Source organism: Streptomyces sp. NRRL S-378 (assembly GCF_000720645.1).
Lineage (GTDB): Bacteria > Actinomycetota > Actinomycetes > Streptomycetales > Streptomycetaceae > Streptomyces.
In genome coordinates, this window is the sequence record NZ_JOBX01000029.1 from 1 (window position 1) to 14,934 (window position 14,934).

Annotated in this window: 15 protein-coding genes and 1 pseudogene; 5 read left to right on the forward strand and 11 right to left on the reverse strand. The window is 72.7% G+C overall.

The window, feature by feature from the left end; genetic code table 11:
• The 5 genes from IH80_RS46895 to IH80_RS0120795 all read right to left on the reverse strand — a co-directional run.
• Positions 1–575: DUF6114 domain-containing protein (locus IH80_RS46895; protein WP_267883522.1), on the reverse strand; the 575-nt coding region annotated here is incomplete at its 3' end.
• On the reverse strand, positions 566–1,195 hold the full coding sequence (locus IH80_RS0120780) for a DUF6230 family protein (RefSeq protein WP_051809650.1): 630 nt from the start codon (positions 1,193–1,195) through the stop codon (positions 566–568). The genes IH80_RS0120780 and IH80_RS46895, both read right to left, overlap by 10 nt.
• A 108-nt stretch (positions 1,196–1,303) precedes the next feature.
• Positions 1,304–2,077 carry a MerR family transcriptional regulator gene (locus tag IH80_RS0120785; protein WP_234432324.1) on the reverse strand — a complete coding sequence of 258 codons (774 nt, stop codon included), beginning with the start codon at positions 2,075–2,077 and terminating at the stop codon, positions 1,304–1,306.
• Between the two features lie 28 nt (positions 2,078–2,105).
• A complete protein-coding gene (locus tag IH80_RS0120790; RefSeq protein WP_030962384.1) occupies positions 2,106–3,305 on the reverse strand; it encodes a methyltransferase in 1,200 nt (399 codons plus the stop codon).
• A gap of 58 nt (positions 3,306–3,363) precedes the next feature.
• The gene (locus IH80_RS0120795; RefSeq protein ID WP_030962386.1) at positions 3,364–3,714 is read right to left on the reverse strand and encodes a tetratricopeptide repeat protein; all 351 of its coding nucleotides are present in this window, start codon (positions 3,712–3,714) and stop codon (positions 3,364–3,366) included.
• Positions 3,715–3,819: 105 nt separating this feature from the next.
• On the opposite strand from IH80_RS0120795, the gene IH80_RS0120800 reads away from it, so the two are divergent.
• Positions 3,820–4,785 (forward strand): pirin family protein, encoded by a 966-nt coding sequence (locus IH80_RS0120800; protein ID WP_030962388.1) that lies wholly within the window; start codon positions 3,820–3,822, stop codon positions 4,783–4,785.
• 407 nt (positions 4,786–5,192) lie between these two features.
• Positions 5,193–5,651, forward strand: coding sequence for a SpoIIE family protein phosphatase (locus IH80_RS43915; RefSeq protein WP_234432327.1), 459 nt, complete (start codon positions 5,193–5,195; stop codon positions 5,649–5,651).
• Here IH80_RS43915 and IH80_RS0120810 read toward each other — a convergent pair.
• Positions 5,593–7,077 (reverse strand): M28 family peptidase, encoded by a 1,485-nt coding sequence (locus tag IH80_RS0120810; protein ID WP_051809652.1) that lies wholly within the window; start codon positions 7,075–7,077, stop codon positions 5,593–5,595. The two genes, IH80_RS43915 and IH80_RS0120810, sit on opposite strands and share 59 nt — an antisense overlap.
• A gap of 536 nt (positions 7,078–7,613) precedes the next feature.
• On the opposite strand from IH80_RS0120810, the gene IH80_RS0120820 reads away from it, so the two are divergent.
• Positions 7,614–8,402, forward strand: coding sequence for an AfsR/SARP family transcriptional regulator (locus IH80_RS0120820; RefSeq protein WP_051809654.1), 789 nt, complete (start codon positions 7,614–7,616; stop codon positions 8,400–8,402).
• 162 nt (positions 8,403–8,564) lie between these two features.
• On the opposite strand, the gene IH80_RS0120825 is transcribed toward IH80_RS0120820, so the two are convergent.
• Together IH80_RS0120825 and IH80_RS0120830 are read right to left on the reverse strand one after the other, a co-directional pair.
• Entirely contained in the window at positions 8,565–9,116 is a 552-nt protein-coding gene (locus IH80_RS0120825) for a flavin reductase family protein (protein WP_051809656.1), read from the reverse strand.
• Positions 9,117–9,124: 8 nt separating this feature from the next.
• The gene (locus IH80_RS0120830) at positions 9,125–11,266 is read right to left on the reverse strand and encodes a tetratricopeptide repeat protein (RefSeq protein WP_030962394.1); all 2,142 of its coding nucleotides are present in this window, start codon (positions 11,264–11,266) and stop codon (positions 9,125–9,127) included.
• Positions 11,267–11,324: 58 nt separating this feature from the next.
• On the opposite strand from IH80_RS0120830, the pseudogene IH80_RS47390 reads away from it, so the two are divergent.
• Positions 11,325–11,501, forward strand: a pseudogene (locus tag IH80_RS47390) (helix-turn-helix domain-containing protein); the annotation flags it as partial.
• A gap of 152 nt (positions 11,502–11,653) precedes the next feature.
• Here the strand turns inward: IH80_RS47390 and IH80_RS46125 are convergent.
• From IH80_RS46125 to IH80_RS46130, 3 genes are all read right to left on the reverse strand, one after another.
• On the reverse strand, positions 11,654–12,874 hold the full coding sequence (locus tag IH80_RS46125; protein WP_037880638.1) for a hypothetical protein: 1,221 nt from the start codon (positions 12,872–12,874) through the stop codon (positions 11,654–11,656).
• Between the two features lie 707 nt (positions 12,875–13,581).
• Positions 13,582–14,010, reverse strand: a complete 429-nt coding sequence (locus IH80_RS0120845) for an arsenate reductase ArsC (RefSeq protein WP_030962398.1) — start codon at positions 14,008–14,010, stop codon at positions 13,582–13,584.
• A gap of 70 nt (positions 14,011–14,080) precedes the next feature.
• On the reverse strand, positions 14,081–14,314 hold the full coding sequence (locus tag IH80_RS46130; RefSeq protein WP_051809657.1) for a hypothetical protein: 234 nt from the start codon (positions 14,312–14,314) through the stop codon (positions 14,081–14,083).
• Positions 14,315–14,585: 271 nt separating this feature from the next.
• Between IH80_RS46130 and IH80_RS0120855 the strand changes: the two genes are divergently transcribed.
• Positions 14,586–14,900: an ArsR/SmtB family transcription factor gene (locus IH80_RS0120855; RefSeq protein ID WP_030962400.1), complete on the forward strand. Its 315-nt coding sequence runs from the start codon at positions 14,586–14,588 to the stop codon at positions 14,898–14,900.
• Positions 14,901–14,934: the final 34 nt, after the last annotated feature.

Below are 14,934 nucleotides of genomic sequence, written 5' to 3' on the forward strand. Positions count from 1 at the left end.
CTCCGGGGCGGGGCCGGAGCGGTGACCGGGGTCCGGGGCGGGGCCGGAGCGGTGACCGGGGTGAGGGCGGGAGCGGGGCCGGGGGAAGGCGCGGGGGAAGGGGCGGGTTCCGTCCCGTCTCCGGCCCTGCCCGCGTCTCCGGCCCTGCCCGCGGCGTCGGCCCTGCCCGCGGCGTGGGCCCCGCCCGTGGCGCCGGCTGCGCCCACGCCCCCGGTGCGCCGGGCGGCGTGCGGCTGCCAGGCGAACATCAGGCCGCCGCCGAGGATGCCGAGGAGGGTGCCGATCAGGAACCCGCCCAGGTTCGACAGGACCAGCGCGGCCGTGGCGATCACGGTGGTGAGGACACCCGCGAGGCCGCGCTGGGGCGGCGAGAACCAGGCGGTGAGACCGAGGACGACCATCACGATGCCCATCAGGACGGACGGGATCCCCGCCACCCCCTGCTGGAGCATGATCTTCAACGGCGCCAGCGGGAGGACGCAGATCCACGCCCCGGCCAGGATCGCGAACAGCCCGCCCCAGAAGGGCCTGCTGCGCCGCCACCGACGCCACCGCTGACGGCGCTTCAGAAGCATTCCTTCTTGCCCTTGCTGACGTTCATGCTGAGGCCGGAGAGCTTGAAGGTGCCGGCGTTCGTCGCCCACGCCGTCTGCTGGAGACCGGTGATGCGGACCGTGTCGGCCTGCTGGGCGAAGAGGTCCTGCATGCCCTGCGCGTCGGCCGGCCCCTTGTCGAGGGTGGAGGCGTCGCGCCCGATCTCGATGTTGCTGAACACGGCGTCGCCGGCGAGCTGGGTCGCGTCGACGAAGAGGTTGCTCGCCTCCACCGGGGTCTTCTTGCCCGCGGTGAGGTTGAGCGAGATGTCCCCGATCACCGGCAGTGTGGTGACCACGGACTGGCAGAGGTTGCTGAGTTTCGCCTCCCGGATGGCGGTGACGGCCACCGGGATGAGCTCCTCGCGGGCGTTGACGTCGACGCCGCCGTACTGGGCGAAGCCCTCGCCCTCCAGGCTGCTCGCCGACACCTTGAACTGCTGTCCCGACACGGCGAACGAGGCGGCCAGCGCGCCCTGGGCGAGGGCGATGCCGAGGCCCGCGGTCACCGCGACGGCGGGGACGGTCAGGACGGCGAACCGGCGCCAGCGGACGCGGCCGGAGTCGCTGTGATCGTCGGATAAGTGGGGGGAACCGGTCATGGGATCGTCCCTAATGTTCGGCTGTGCACCGTTGTTACCGACGAGTTGAATGTAAGAGTGCCAATGGTGGTTGGCAAGGTTGTGCGAGTGCACCCTTTGAGCCGTCTCCTACTGCTCCGTACGCAGCAGTTCGGCGACCTCCGCATCGACCCGCCGGGCCATCGCCCGGGCGAACTCCGTGGCCACGACCTCGCCCGCCACCGGCCGCAGGGCCGTCACCGCCGCCGTGACGTGCTGGATCTGGGTGGCCGAAAGCAGTTCCAGTCCCTCCGCGCCGATCACGTGCCGCCGGAACAGTCCGACGAACCGGTCGGCGAGCGCGGCCGCCTGTGCCTGTACGAACTCCCCGGCGTCCAGGATCTCCGTCAGCGGCACCCCCTGCCGCACCAGCGCCAGCGTCGCCTCCAGCAGCCGCCGGCTCGGGTAGGTGACCAGCTCCCCGTCGACCGTGACGTAGCCGAGCTCCGCGGCCCGCCGGGTGTCCGCCGCGGTCGCGGTCGGGCCGAACAGCTCGCGCAACTCGGCCCGGGTCAGCGTCACCGGCTCCTCCTGCACCCAGTCACGGGTCATCTCTCGCTCCAGGCCGAGAAGTTGCGACAGGCCGCCGCCCTCCTCCCACGCGTTCAGCAGCTCCGCGATGCCGTTGACCGTGTAGCCGCGGCCCAACAGGTCGCTGATCAGCCGTAGCCGGGTCAGGTGGTCGTCGGAGTACCAGGCGATCCGGCCCTCCCGGCGCGGTGGCGGGAGCAGCCCGCGCTCCTGGTAGTAGCGCAGGTTGCGCACCTTGACGCCGGCCGCCCGGGCCACGTCCTCCCGGCGGTAGCGACCGCCACCGCTCGCGTCCTCCACCTGACCGCTTCCGTCCCCCACCTGGCTGCTCACGCGCCAGAGTGTAGGACGTACCGGCAGGTCACATGGGGCGCGTGCCGCGCGGACGATCCTGCTTGACCGCCCGCAGGACCACGAACTTCGGTTCGCTCGCGACGACTTCGCTGTTGCCGAAGAGCCGGCGCAGGTGGGTGTGGTAGCCCATGTGCCGGTTGGCGACCACCCACAGCTCGCCGTGGGGCCGCAGCGCCTTGCGGGACTGGGCGAACATGCGCAGCGCCGTGGCGTCCGTCGTGGCCTGGTGGGAGTGGAAGGGCGGGTTGCACAGGATCAGGTCGACCGAGCCCGGGTCCAGCATCGCGACGCCGTCGCCCACGAGGAAGTCGGCCCGCTCGCGCTCGCGGTGCACGTTGGCGCGGAACGTGGCCTTCGCCGAGGCGACCGCCTGGTACGACTCGTCGGTGAACACGACCTCCGCGCGCGGGTCCGCGACGGCGACGGCGGTGCCGACGATGCCGTTGCCGCACCCCAGGTCCACGACCCGGGCGCCGTTCGTATTGGTCGGGATGCTCTGCAGGAAGAAGCGCGTACCGACGTCGAGCCGGTCCGCGCAGAAGATCCCGGCGTGGTTGACGGCGGTCAGCCCGGCGCCCGAGCCCGCCTCCTGGTCCAGCTTGTACGTCACCGGCCACGGGTCCTCGCCCTCGCTCCGTGCCGCGGTGGCGCCGGGCGTGCAGAAGATCAGCCGGGCCTTCCGCTCGGCGAGCGAGGTCCTGGTCGGCCCGAGGATCTTCTCGAAGAGGTTCAGCGTGGAGGTGTGGATCTCCTTGACCATGCCCGTGCCGACGACGACGGTTCCCGCGTGCACGTGCGGGGCCAGCCGGTACAGCTGGTCCTCCAGCAGCGCCAGGCTCTTGGGCACCCGTACGAGGAGGACGTCGATCCGCTCGGGCGGCGGATCCTGCGTGGTCAGGAGCCGCACCGTCGACTTGGCCGTACCGATCCCGGCCCGGTCCAGGTTCGCCGCGGTACTGGCCCGGGAGAGGTAGGAATCGGTGATCTGCGTCGGGTGGTAGGCGGCCAGTGCCGTCGTCAGCGCACCCCAGCGGTCGCCGAGGATGGTGATCTGCCCGGCGCCGGCCAGGTCCACCGGACCGCGTTCCCCCGTACCGGAGTCGAGGTGGCGCAGCAGGTACTCGTCGGCGGCGTCCCAGGCGCGGAGCCGGTCGCGCGGGTCCTCGGGGAAGCGGGTGAGCTCGTAGGAGCCGAAAGGCGTGGTCAGACGGTTCATCGTGCCCCCAGGCTAACCGAGGCGGCCGCCCGGCCCCGCACGCGCGCGGCTACTCGGGGAACTCGCCCGCCATCGCGGCGGCCATCCGCAGATGGGGGCGGGCCTCGTCGGACCGCCCCAGGCGCTCCAGGGTGCGGCCGAGCATCAGCCGGGCGTAGTCCTCCACCGGCCAGCGCTCCAGCACGGCGCGCAGCTCGCGCTCGGCGCGGGAGAGCTGCGCGGAGTGGTAGTAGGAGCGGGCCAGCAGCAGCCGCGGAGCCAGCTGCTCGGGGACCTCGCCCGCCAGCGGTTCCAGGATCCGGGCGGCCGTCGCGTACTCCCGCGCCTCGAAGAAGAGCCGGGCACGCGCCCAGCGCTCGGCGGCCGTCCCGTGCTCGTAGTACTCCGTCGGCGCCTTCATCGTGCCCCTTCCGCCGTTCAGGTGGTCCCTCCGCCGGCTCCAACACGCTCGGCGGGTGGAACATTCCACTCAACACGGCCGCCCCTGCGGGGCTAGGTTGTGCGCATGAGCAATCTCGATCGCCAGCCCGCTCTCTCCGCCTGCGGCGGCCGCGGATTCGTCGTGGCCGAACCGGTGCGCGAGCTCCTCAGCCCGCGCACGGTCACGCTGGGGGAGTCCACCGAGGTACGCCGACTCCTGCCGAACCTGGGCCGCCGCATGGTGGGCGCCTGGTGCTTCGTGGACCACTACGGTCCGGACGACATCGCCGACGAGCCCGGCATGCAGGTCGCACCGCACCCCCACTCCGGACTCCAGACGGTGAGCTGGCTCCACGAGGGCGAGGTGCTGCACCGCGACAGTGTCGGCAGCCTGGAGACGATCCGTCCGCGCGAGCTGGGCCTGATGACCTCCGGCCGGGGCATCAGCCACTCCGAGGAGAGCCCGCGCCCGCACGCGCGCTTCCTGCACGGCGCCCAGCTGTGGGTGGCCCTGCCGGACGCCCACCGGAACGTGGAACCGCACTTCCAGCACCACGCCGACCTGCCGACGGTGACGGCCCCGGGCCTGACGGCGACGGTCATCCTGGGCACCCTGGACACGGCGACCTCGCCCGGCACCGCGTACACCCCGATCGTGGGCGCCGACCTGGCCCTGGCGGCGGGCACCGAGACCCGGCTCCCGCTCGACCCGGACTTCGAGTACGCCGTCCTGTCCATGTCCGGCGAGGCCCACGTCGACGGCGTCCCGGTCCTCCCGGGCTCGATGCTCTACCTGGGCTGCGGCCGCACGGAACTCCCCCTGCGCGCAGCCTCGGACGCGGGCCTGATGCTCCTGGGCGGCGAACCGTTCGAGGAGGAGATCGTGATGTTCTGGAACTGGATCGGCCGGAGCAACGAGGAGATCGTGCAAGCCCGCAAGGACTGGATGGAAGGCACGAGGTACGGCGAAGTGAAGGGCTACGACGGCCCTCCGATTCCTGCGCCGCAGCTCCCGCCGGGGCCGCTGAAGGCGCGCGGACGGGTGCGCTGACCTGCGGTTTTCTGGGGCAGGTCGACCAGTCGAGATCGGCCGAGGAGAGACCGCTTCCCGTGCGGAGGCCGTTGGTAGCGGAGCGAGGCACGGGGGCTCCCAGCGGCCCTCTCCGGGCTTGCGGCGATTCCCAGGTATGACCAGCTGGGGTCAGCTTTGCCAGGACCAATGCTGACCCAATGCTGACTTTGGTGACAGTTCGCCAGGTCTGTCGGTGCCTTACGGCGATCCTGAAGAAGGCGTGGACTGGGCTCACTGCGTCGGTGCGGCCGTCGAGCGGACCTTGGACCGCTGGATCCCCGGCCGCCTGATGACCGCCGTCCTCGCCCAGCTCGACACCGCCACCGGGCAGCTCTCCTGGTCACCTGCGGGCACCACCGCCGCTGCTGATCAGGGACGGCCACGTACTGCACCAGTACCTCGAGCGCACCCCGCAGCTGCCGCTCGGCCTCGGCTTCCACACCGACGCCCCGCCCGAGCCGAACCACGCCCGGCTACAGTCCGGGGAGCGCGTCCTCCTCTCCAGCGATGGGGTCACGGAAGCCCGCTCCCCCGACGGCGGCCTCTTCGGCGAACAGCGCCTGGGCGACGCCGTCATCCGCTCGCTGGCGGCCGGGGACAACACCCCCGAGGCCCTGCGCCGCCTGGTCCAGGAGGTGCTCACCCACCAGGACCGCCGGCTGAGCGGCGACGCCGCCATCCTCCTCACCGGATGGCACCCCTCCTGGGCCCTGCCGTGCGGCACGGCAGGGCCCACGGGACGCCGCGGGCGGCACCGCGGGGGCGGTGCCCTCCGCGATCGGGCGGTCAGTTGCCGCCCAGGGCCCCGACGTCGTGCGCGTAGCGGCCGGCCGCGTCGGCGATGACGTCGATGTTGACGTCGAAGGAACGCATGTCGATGTTGGCGAGGTCGTCGCCGGGCTTGTGGTGGTTCACGTCGTACGCGGTGCCCGCCTGGCCGCCGAACCTGGCCGCCTGGGCCTCGGTCTTGAGGCCGTCGGAGCCGGTGAAGGTGCCTCCCGAGGGGATGCCTGCCGCGAGGAAGGGCGCGTAGTCCGACAGGCCGACGAAGTCGGTGCCCTCGTGCGGGACGCCCTTCGCGTCGAGGAAGTCGGTGATGCCCTTCTCGAGCTGGGCGGAGCCCTCCGGGCCGGGGCCCGCGCCGACGCGGTCGGAGTCGTCCCCGTCGCTGACGAAGAACGCGCCGTTCGGCGAAGCGATCGTCTCGAAGTTCAGGTAGAGCCGGATCTGCGCGCGCTGCTCCGGCGTCAGGGCGGAGAGGTACGCCTGCGAGCCCGCGACGCCGAACTCCTGCGCCGACCACCAGGCGAACCGCACCTTGTTGCCCACCTTGTCCTGCGACGTGGCGAGTTTCAGCGCGACCTGGAGGAGCCCGGCCGAGCCGGAGCCGTTGCCGTTGATGCCGGGGGTGCCGTGCTGCGAGTCGAGGTAGGAGCCGAGGAGGACCGTGTTGGCGGCGTCCCCGCCGCGGGTCTCCGCGACCACGTTGAAGCTCCGGCGGTTCTCGCGCAGTTCGTGGATGTCGAGGGTGACCGTCACCGGCCCGGCGCCGGCCTCCGCGGTCAGCGCCGCGCCGTCCTCCTGGCTGATCCCGCCGGTGGGGACGCGGGCGAGGGAGGAGTCCCCGATGGTCCCGTTGATCTTGCCGGAGGTGTTGTTGTAGATGATCGCGCCGAGCGCGCCCGCCGCGTGGGCATTGCCCTGCTTGACGGCGAAGGAGCAGCCGCCACGCTTGACCAGGGCGATCCTGCCGGTGAACGCGCCCGCCGCGAAGTCGCCCGGCTCGCAGCCGTGGGTGTTGTCGGCGTCGACGGGGACCACGGCCAGCTCCCCGGTGACCCCGCCCTCGGGGCTGCGGGCGGTGAACGCCATGAGCTGGACGGTGACCTCGCGCGGGGTGGGCGAGTCGACGGTGAGGGATTCGGCGAGGTCCTCGGTGTAGACGAAGCCGAACTCCTGGCGGGAGGTCCGGTAGCCGGCGTTGCGCAGCACCCCCTCCACGTACGCGGCCGAGGCCTCGTGGCCCTTCGAACTCGCGACCCTGTTGCCGCCGTTGTAGTCCGCGGCCGACTGGAACGCCCGCAGGTGCCGGAGGGCGTCCTTGGCCGTGGACTCCCGGACGAGTTGCGCCGCCAGGGCCGCGCCGCGGGCGGCGGCGGCCCGGCCCGGGTCTTCGGCGCCCGCGGCGGCGGGGCCGGCGAGGAGCAGCGGGGAGACGAGTGCGGCGGCGGCCAGGGTGGCGGTCGCCGCGGCGGTACGACGTGCGGACATGGCTGGGGTGCCCTCTCGCGGCAGGTCGAACGGACCGGTCGGCAGGGCCGTGGTCGGCGGTCGACGATCGGGAAGAACGTGCGTGTCGGGAGGAGATCGAGGCACGCTAACCCTGCGGCGGGCCCCTGCCAAGGAGAGGATCCGAGCCGGGCCGGGCGCCCCGATTATTGGCCGAGATGCGGCGGGCATACGGCTGAGGACGGCTGCTGGTTCACAACTCATCTATCTTGATTGGAAGTTGGCCAGTTCGCGCCCCTGACACCCTCTCGCGTGATCCCGTATCCATTGTCGTGAGCGCCGGTGAGCCCCACCGCGTGCCGACAGGACAGTGCGCCCGAGGGCGCCGGTAGCGCGGGGGTGGCAGACCAGTGCTGGCCAGAACCGAAAGATCCTCGTCAGATCCCGTCCACGGTCCTCCGGCGGACCCCGACTTACCCGGTTGTCCCGGGCCCGCCCCAGACCCGACCGGCGGGGGCGGGCCGGCCGACGGGCCGACGTACCGGATCCTGGGGCCCCTGGAGGTCCGCCGGGGCGGGGTGCCGTGCACGCCCAGCTCCCTGAAGCGGCGCGCCCTGCTCACGCTGCTGCTGCTGCACGCCAACCGCCGCTTCCCGATCTGTACCCTGATCGGCGAGTTGTGGGACGACCGGCCGCCGCGCTCGGCCGTGGCGACCGTGCAGATGTACGTGTCCGGGCTGCGGCGTGTGCTCGCCCCCGAGCACAGCCGCGGGGGCGGCGACCCCCGCAGGCACCCGCTGCTGCTCACCTCCGGCAACGGCTACCTGCTGCGCGTACAGCCGGGGGAGCTGGACCTCGACCGGTTCCGCACGCTGGCCGCGCGCGGCCGGGAACTGCGGGCCGCGGGCCACTGCACCACGGCGGCAGAATCGTTTCGCCGGGCCCTGGCCCTCTGGCGGGGCACCCCCTTCGGGGACCTCGGACCGGCCTGCCTGCCCGCGCACTACACCGTCCGGCTCGAAGAGGAGCGGCTCGCCCTCGTCCACGACCGGATCGGCGCCGACATCTGCAGCGGCTGGGCCCGCGAGGTTGTCGGTGAGCTGGAGGAGCTGTGCGCGCGCCACCCGCTGCGCGAGGACTTCCACGAGCAGCTGATGCTCGCCCTGGCCGCCGCGGGCCGCCGCGCCGAGGCCCTGCACGCCTACACCCGGGCCCGGCGCGCCGTGGTGGAGGACACCGGAATCGAACCGGGACCGGGCCTGCGCGCGGCCCAGCAGGCCCTGCTCAGCGGGGCCCGGCCCGACAACACCCGGCACGACGGCTGCCGCCCGGCGGGTGCACTCCACCCCGCGGCGCTCGGCGGCTGAGGGCCGCACGGCCGCGCATCCGCAGGGCCACGGGTACGTACGGCTGCGGGTTCGCACGACCGTACCCGCAGGCAGCCGTACACCAGCTCGCGCAGACAGCAGTACGCCGGTACGCGCGCTCGGCGTACCGGCGTACTCACCCTGCTGACCCGCCTACCCCGCTCAGCCCCCGAGGCTCCAGTCGAGCCGCCGCCGGAAGTACACGAGGGGGTCGTCCTCCGCCACCGCGCAGCCGACCACCTCGCCCACCACGATCACGTGGTCGCCGTGCGGGAGCACCGCCCCCGCACGGCACTTCGCGTACACCGGGACGCCCGCCAGCCGCGGCACCGTCCCGTCCCAGTCCCAGAGCACGTCGGCGAACTTGTCCCCGGAGCTGCCCGCGAAGGTCCTCGCCAGCGCCGTGTGGCTGCGGGCCAGCAGGTGGACGCCGAAGTACGCGTCCGGCCCCGCCGTGATCTCCCGGCAGGTCCGGGAGGCGCGCGCCAGCGCGACGAGCACCGACGGCGGGTCCGCGCTGTACGAGCAGACGGAGGAGACGAGCAGCCCCGAGGGCCGGCCGTCGCCCCGCCGGGCGGAGACCACCGCCACCCCCGAGACCAGCCGCGACATGGCCTCGGTGAACGCGGCCCCGGACACGGCCCCGCCGGTCCCGCGCTCCCGCTGCACCTCCCGCTGGCGCTCCTGCTGCTTCCCCTGCTGACGGAGGTCCATCCCGGCCCCTACGGGTGCGCCCGCTCGGCCGCGCGCAGGCAGGTGTCCCGGCGGCTGCGGGCCTCTTCGTCGTCGGTGACGGCGAGGACCGCCTCGAAGTCGGCCACCGCCTGGACCAGGCTGCCCGCCGCCTCGTGGACCACGCCCCGGTTGAACCGGAACTCGGGCCGGGCCTCCAGCTCCACCGCCCGGTTGAAATCGGCCAGTGCGGCGGTCAGCTCGCCTTCCACATAGGCGAGTTCGCCCTTGATCGCCCAGGCCTCCGCCAGCTCCGGATCGTGGCGCAGGGCCGCGTCGAGGGAGTCGCGGGCCTCGGCCGTACGGCCCTCCTCCCCCCACAACCGGCCCTGGAGGCAGAGCAGATGGGGGTGCTCGGCATCGACCAGCAGTCCGGCCTCGACATCGGCCAGGGCCGCCTTGGCCTCGCCCTGGTCGGCCAGCAGGCCCGCGCGGGCCAGGAGGGCCTCCAGGTTGTCCGGCTCCAGTTCGAGGGCCCGGTCGAAGTCGGCCAGCGCGCCGTCGAGGTCGCCGAGTTCGAGCCGGGCCTCGCCGCGGTTGTAGTGCACCTCGGGGAAGGGCGATTCCAGGGTGATGGCCCGCTCGTAGTCGGCGATGGCCTCCTCGATGCGGCCGAGCCGGCGGAGCATGCTTCCGCGGTTGAAGTAGTGGTCGGCGAAGTCGTGGTCCAGGTCCATGATGGAGGCGTAGTCCTCCAGGGCGTCCTCCAGCCGGCCGCTCATGCCGTTGACCTGGGCGCGGTTGTAGCGCAGGCCGACGCGGTGCCAGGTCCGCTCGCCGATGCCGAGCTCTCGGTCGAGCCGCTCGATGCCCTCGTCCAGCAGCCGCAGGGCCTCGTCGGGGCGGCCGGCGCGGACCTCGACCAGGGCGAGGCCGTTGCGGTTGAACACGGAGAAGAAGGCGCGTTCCTTCAGGTCCGGCAGCAGGTCCGAGATCGCGATGGCCTGGTTGACGTACGCGCGGGCCCTGCGCTCGTCGCGCAGCTCCGGCGGGAAGTGGCGGGCGTACAGCATGCCCGTCTCGTAGGCGAGGCTCATGTGGTGCTTGGGCATGGTGGTCTGCGAGCGCGCCTCCTCCTGGACGGCGGCGGACTCCTCCGGCCGTCCGGCGGCGGCCAGGCACACGCCCGTCTCGCGGGTGAAAGGCCACCACAGGTCGGGCCGGACGTCGGGGCCCGTACGGTGGCGGCCCTCCTCGCCCATTTCGGCCGCCGCGTGATAGAGGCCCAGGTACTTGCAGCGGAGCTGGGCCCAGCGCAGGGCGTCGAGTCCGGCGCCGTCGCCGTCGCTGCCGCGCAGCAGGTGGTAGGGAAGGGTGCCCAGCCGGAGCGAGGGCTCCTCCTCGGCGCGGGCGGCGACCTCCTCGGCCCGGCGGTCGTGCAGGGCAGCGCGCTCGGGGCCGGTGAGTGCCTCGTACGCGGCGCGCAGTGCGGGCTCGTCGCTGATGCAGTCGCCGGCCACGTACCGGGCGGCGGCCTCGGCCAGGCTGCCGGACCCGGCGCCGTCGGGGGCCGGCCCGTCGGGCTCGGCGCCCGCGGGGGCCCCGGGGTGGTGGACGCGGGTGGTGCGCACGGCGAGTTCCGTGGGCAGGGACACGGAGACCATGCCCGGCGGATCTTCGAGCTCCGCGGTGTCGGTGGCGACGACCAGGGTCAGGAGCTCGGCGGGGATCCGGCGCAGGGCGGCGGCGAGGAACTCGTGGTCGGTGACGTCGGCGTGCTGCACGTTCTCCACGACGAGGGTGCGCGGGCCGTCCCCGGCTCCGGGGAGGGCCGCGAGCAGGAAGTCCACGATCCCGTGCGAGACGCGCAGCGAGTGCAGCCGGGCCGGGTAGCGGCTGGCCTCGCCGGGGGCATTGGCCATCTTCTCCAGGGCTCGGATCCTCTGCGGTACGAGGGGCGCCAGTTCCGGGGTGCTCTCCTGGAGCTCGATGTAGTGGCGGGCGGCCAGTTCGGGCATGCGGCGCAGCGCCTCGGGGGCGACCTGGCGCAGCAGGGCGCCCGCCGCGGAGTAGGGGCCGCGCAGCCGCCGGTGCGCGTCGACCACGGCCAGGGGGGCGGGCAGGCCGAGTCCGGCCCGCAGACGGTCGCGTTCGCGGCGCAGGGGCGCCGCGATCCAGTAGTGGCCGGTCATCAGGACTCCTTCGTGGATACCGCGGCCATCTGGCCGGGGAGGATACGGAGCTCCCGCGTTGCGGGACAGGGGGAGCCGGTTCGCCTGCTGGGCGGAGCGGCGTTGTCAGTGGCGGCCGGTAGCCTGCCTGTGCGCATGTGCGGTACTCGTTCCGGATCGATCCCACGCCGGGTCAGCGGGGCAGCGCATCGCGCTGGCCCGTACGTTCGGCTGCACACGGGTGGTCTACAACGACGCGCGCTGGCCGCCCGGAAGGCGGCGTGGCAGGCGGACCGGTCGAGGATCGCGGCCGGAGTCCTGGCGAAGCGGGTGGTCACCGACGCGAAGCGAACGCCCGGGCGGGCGTGGCTCGTCGAGGTGGGGGGCCGAGCCGACGGGGGGCGTCCGTCAGCCGATGACGTGTTGGGTGCGGGAGGTGCGGGCGCGCAGGCGCTCCCGGGCGGCGATCCAGATCGTGAGGGCGGTCTGCCAGAAGGCCATGATGAGGAAGGCCGAGGAGTCCAGCAGCTCGACCCAGCTGGAGCCCTCGCCGCCGAAGCGGCTGACGGCTCCGGAGACCATCTTCACGAAGACGGGGGCGAGGGCCAGCAGGAAGGTGCTGAGGCTGAAGGTGTAGCCGGCCACGATCAGCCAGGAGTACCAGCGGGCGGCCCGGCGGTCGACGGGGTGCCACAGGGATTCGTCCGCCAGCCCCTCGGTGCGCCCGCGCAGCCGCAGGAAGCGGTTGCGCAGCAGGCGTACGGACGTGGTGTGCAGGTCCACGCAGCCGAGCATGGTGGTGATCAGCACGTACACGTCGGTGCGCAGGTAGAGGAAGAACTGCCACAGCACCCGCAGCACGGCGGCGAAGGCCACCGCGAGGCAGACGCGGCTGGCGGTGGTTTCGGCACCGCCGGGGCCGCGGGCGGCGTCGGCGACGGTGATGAGGAGGGAGACGAGGACGACGTCGACGACCATCCCGGCGACGATCGGCAGGTAGCGCTTGCGGCGTTCCACGGCGACGAGCCCGTCCAGGGCCGTTTCGACCACGAGGAAGTAGAAGCGGTGCGACAGCCTGGTCTTGGAGCCGATGCCCAGACGCCGGGCGGCCAAGGCGTGGAAGGCCTCGTGGAGGGCGATCAGAGGTACGGCGGCGACCAGCATGACCAGGCTGATGACGGCGTAGTACTCGCTGAACAGCATGTCTTCCGCGGCCGGTACGAGGTCCGGGGAGCGGATCGTGCGCCAGAGCGCCCAGGCGGTGATCAGCCCGTAGCAGATCCAGGCGGGCGGGGAGAACAGGGCGCGGCCGAGCCGCTGCCAGCGCACCGGGCCCGTCGGCGCGGGCTCCTCGCCCTCCTCGCGGACGAAGCCGAGTTCGCGCAGGGCGCCGATGATGTCGTCGATGTCGACCTGTTCGCCGTACTCGGCGGAGTACCAGTGGGCGGCCTGCGACGGGGTGGCGCCGGCCTCGAGGCGGCGCACGAGGAGGGCGCCGTCGACCGGGAAGATCCCGTAGGAGTCCGTGTCGGGCCGCCCGATGGTGACCTCTTCGCCGTCCTCCAGGTAGACCAGCGGGTGGAACGGCAGGGGCGTGTCTGCCTCACTGCGGATGCCGTGCTCCGGCATGGGGCCTCCCTCGGCTTGCGGTCCGGACCGGCTGCGGGCGGGGCCCGCCGCCCGGGAGGCGCCGTCGTGCCGACGGACGGCCCGAGTCGCCTCGGGCGGTCCGGGGCACGACGGCGCCGGGCCCCGGCCGATCAGGTGCCGGGGCTCAACTGAGCCAGGATCAGCTGGGGTTGGTGTAGACGTCGCACGCCGAGGAGGTCAGACGGACCGGACCGGCCTTGCGGACCTGGATCTTCTTCATGGGAATCTCCTTCACATCAGTGGGTGATGCGGACGTGTCCATCCTGGCGAGGGCCGCCATCGTTTCCCCAAATCTCCGCCAAACGCTTCACGGGGCGCGCACGGGGCGGCGGGCCGGGGGCGCGGCGGGGTAGGCACCGGTCATGGACACCCCCGAACACTGACGTTGACTGCGGCGCCTCGCCGTTGCGCAGACCGCAGCCGCTCATGCGTTCCGCCACGAGCCGGAGCACGTCGTCCCCGGCGCTGCGTAGGGCCTGGAGCTGTGCAGACGCCGCCGTCGACCTCGTTGACGAACCATCCGCAGACGTCGCCGATCACCTGCCGTGCAGGCGGTTCAGGGCGCCTCGGGCGCCGGCGTCGCCGGCGCGGCAGGGACGCCGAGGACGATGCCGGTACCGGCGTGCGGGGCCGGAGCCGATGACGATGACGTCGCGGACGGTGTCGTTGGGGTCGCCTCGGGCGCCTCAGGTGCCTGAGGCCTTCGACTTGGCGTCGATCTCGGCGATCAGGCCCTCGATGAGGGACTTGATCTCGTCGCGGATGGGGCGGACGGCCTCGACGCCCTGGCCGGCCGGGTCTTCTAGCTGCCAGTCCAGGTAGGTCTTGCCCGGGAAGTACGGGCAGGCGTCGCCGCAGCCCATGGTGATGATGTAGTCGGACGCCTGGGCGGCCTCGGGCGTGAGGACCTTCGGCTTCTGGTCGGAGATGTCGATGCCCAGCTCGGCCATGGCGGCCACGGCGGAGGGGTTGATCTGCTCACCGGGCATGGAGCCGGCGGAGCGGACCTCGACGCGGTCGCCCGCGAGGTGCCGCAGGAACCCGGCCGCCATCTGGGAGCGGCCCGCGTTGTGGATGCAGACGAACAGGACGGAGGCGGCGGGAGTGGAGGACATCTGTTCTTCCTTGAGGTGAGGCGACTGCGGTGGGGATCTGCGGGGCTGGGGGGCGAGCCGGGTGAGCAGCTCAGTGGAGTCCGGCCCCGATTGCTACTTCCTGCTCGGTGTGGGCGTCGATGGCGTCGCGGATTTCGCGTACGACGGCGATCGGCGCCCCGTCGGGGTCGGTGACGGGCCGGCCGAGGTGGCGGCGGCCGGGCATGAGGGGGCAGGCGTCACCGCAGGCCGTCGTGATCACGACATCTGCGAGCTGGGGGACCTCTTCGGTCGGTGGCTCGGGGTGGGCGTCGGCCAGGTCCACTCCGGTCTCGGTGAGGGCCTGGGCGATGTGCGGCTCCGGTGCGGCTTCGTGCGTGCTCGGCGGGACGCGCGCAGGAGCCGGCGAGCAGGCCCCATGCGGTTTCCGGCGTGAAGTGGCCGGTACGCCGGGTGGCGAGACGGGCAGCGCCGACGGCCAGGCGTTCGTCCGGCAGGGCAGGCGAGGAAGGCGTGGGCATGGCCATCCCGTTCAAGGAGCCGATATGATCAGTGCAGGCTGGTGTCAGCCTCAGCTGATGTGACAATATCAGTCCATGATGACGTCAGTCGACACTGATCTGATCCGGGTTCTGGCCGACCCGCTCAGGCTCAAGATCGTGACCCTGCTCGCCCGCGAGACGCTCTGTACCACCCACCTGGTGGAGGAGACGGGCGCGAAGCAGACGAACCTCTCCAACCACATGAAGGTGCTGCGGGAGGCGGGGGTCGTGGAGACGGAGCCCTGCGGGAGGTACACCTACTACCGTCTGCGCCCGGAGGTCATCGAAGCCCTCGCCGGTCAGTTCGCCGACCTCGCCCGGACCGCGCGGGCCACCGCCGAAGCGAACCTCAAGCGGTCCTGCCCATAAGCCCTCGCGGCCTTGTCCGCCCTGCCTCACCTGC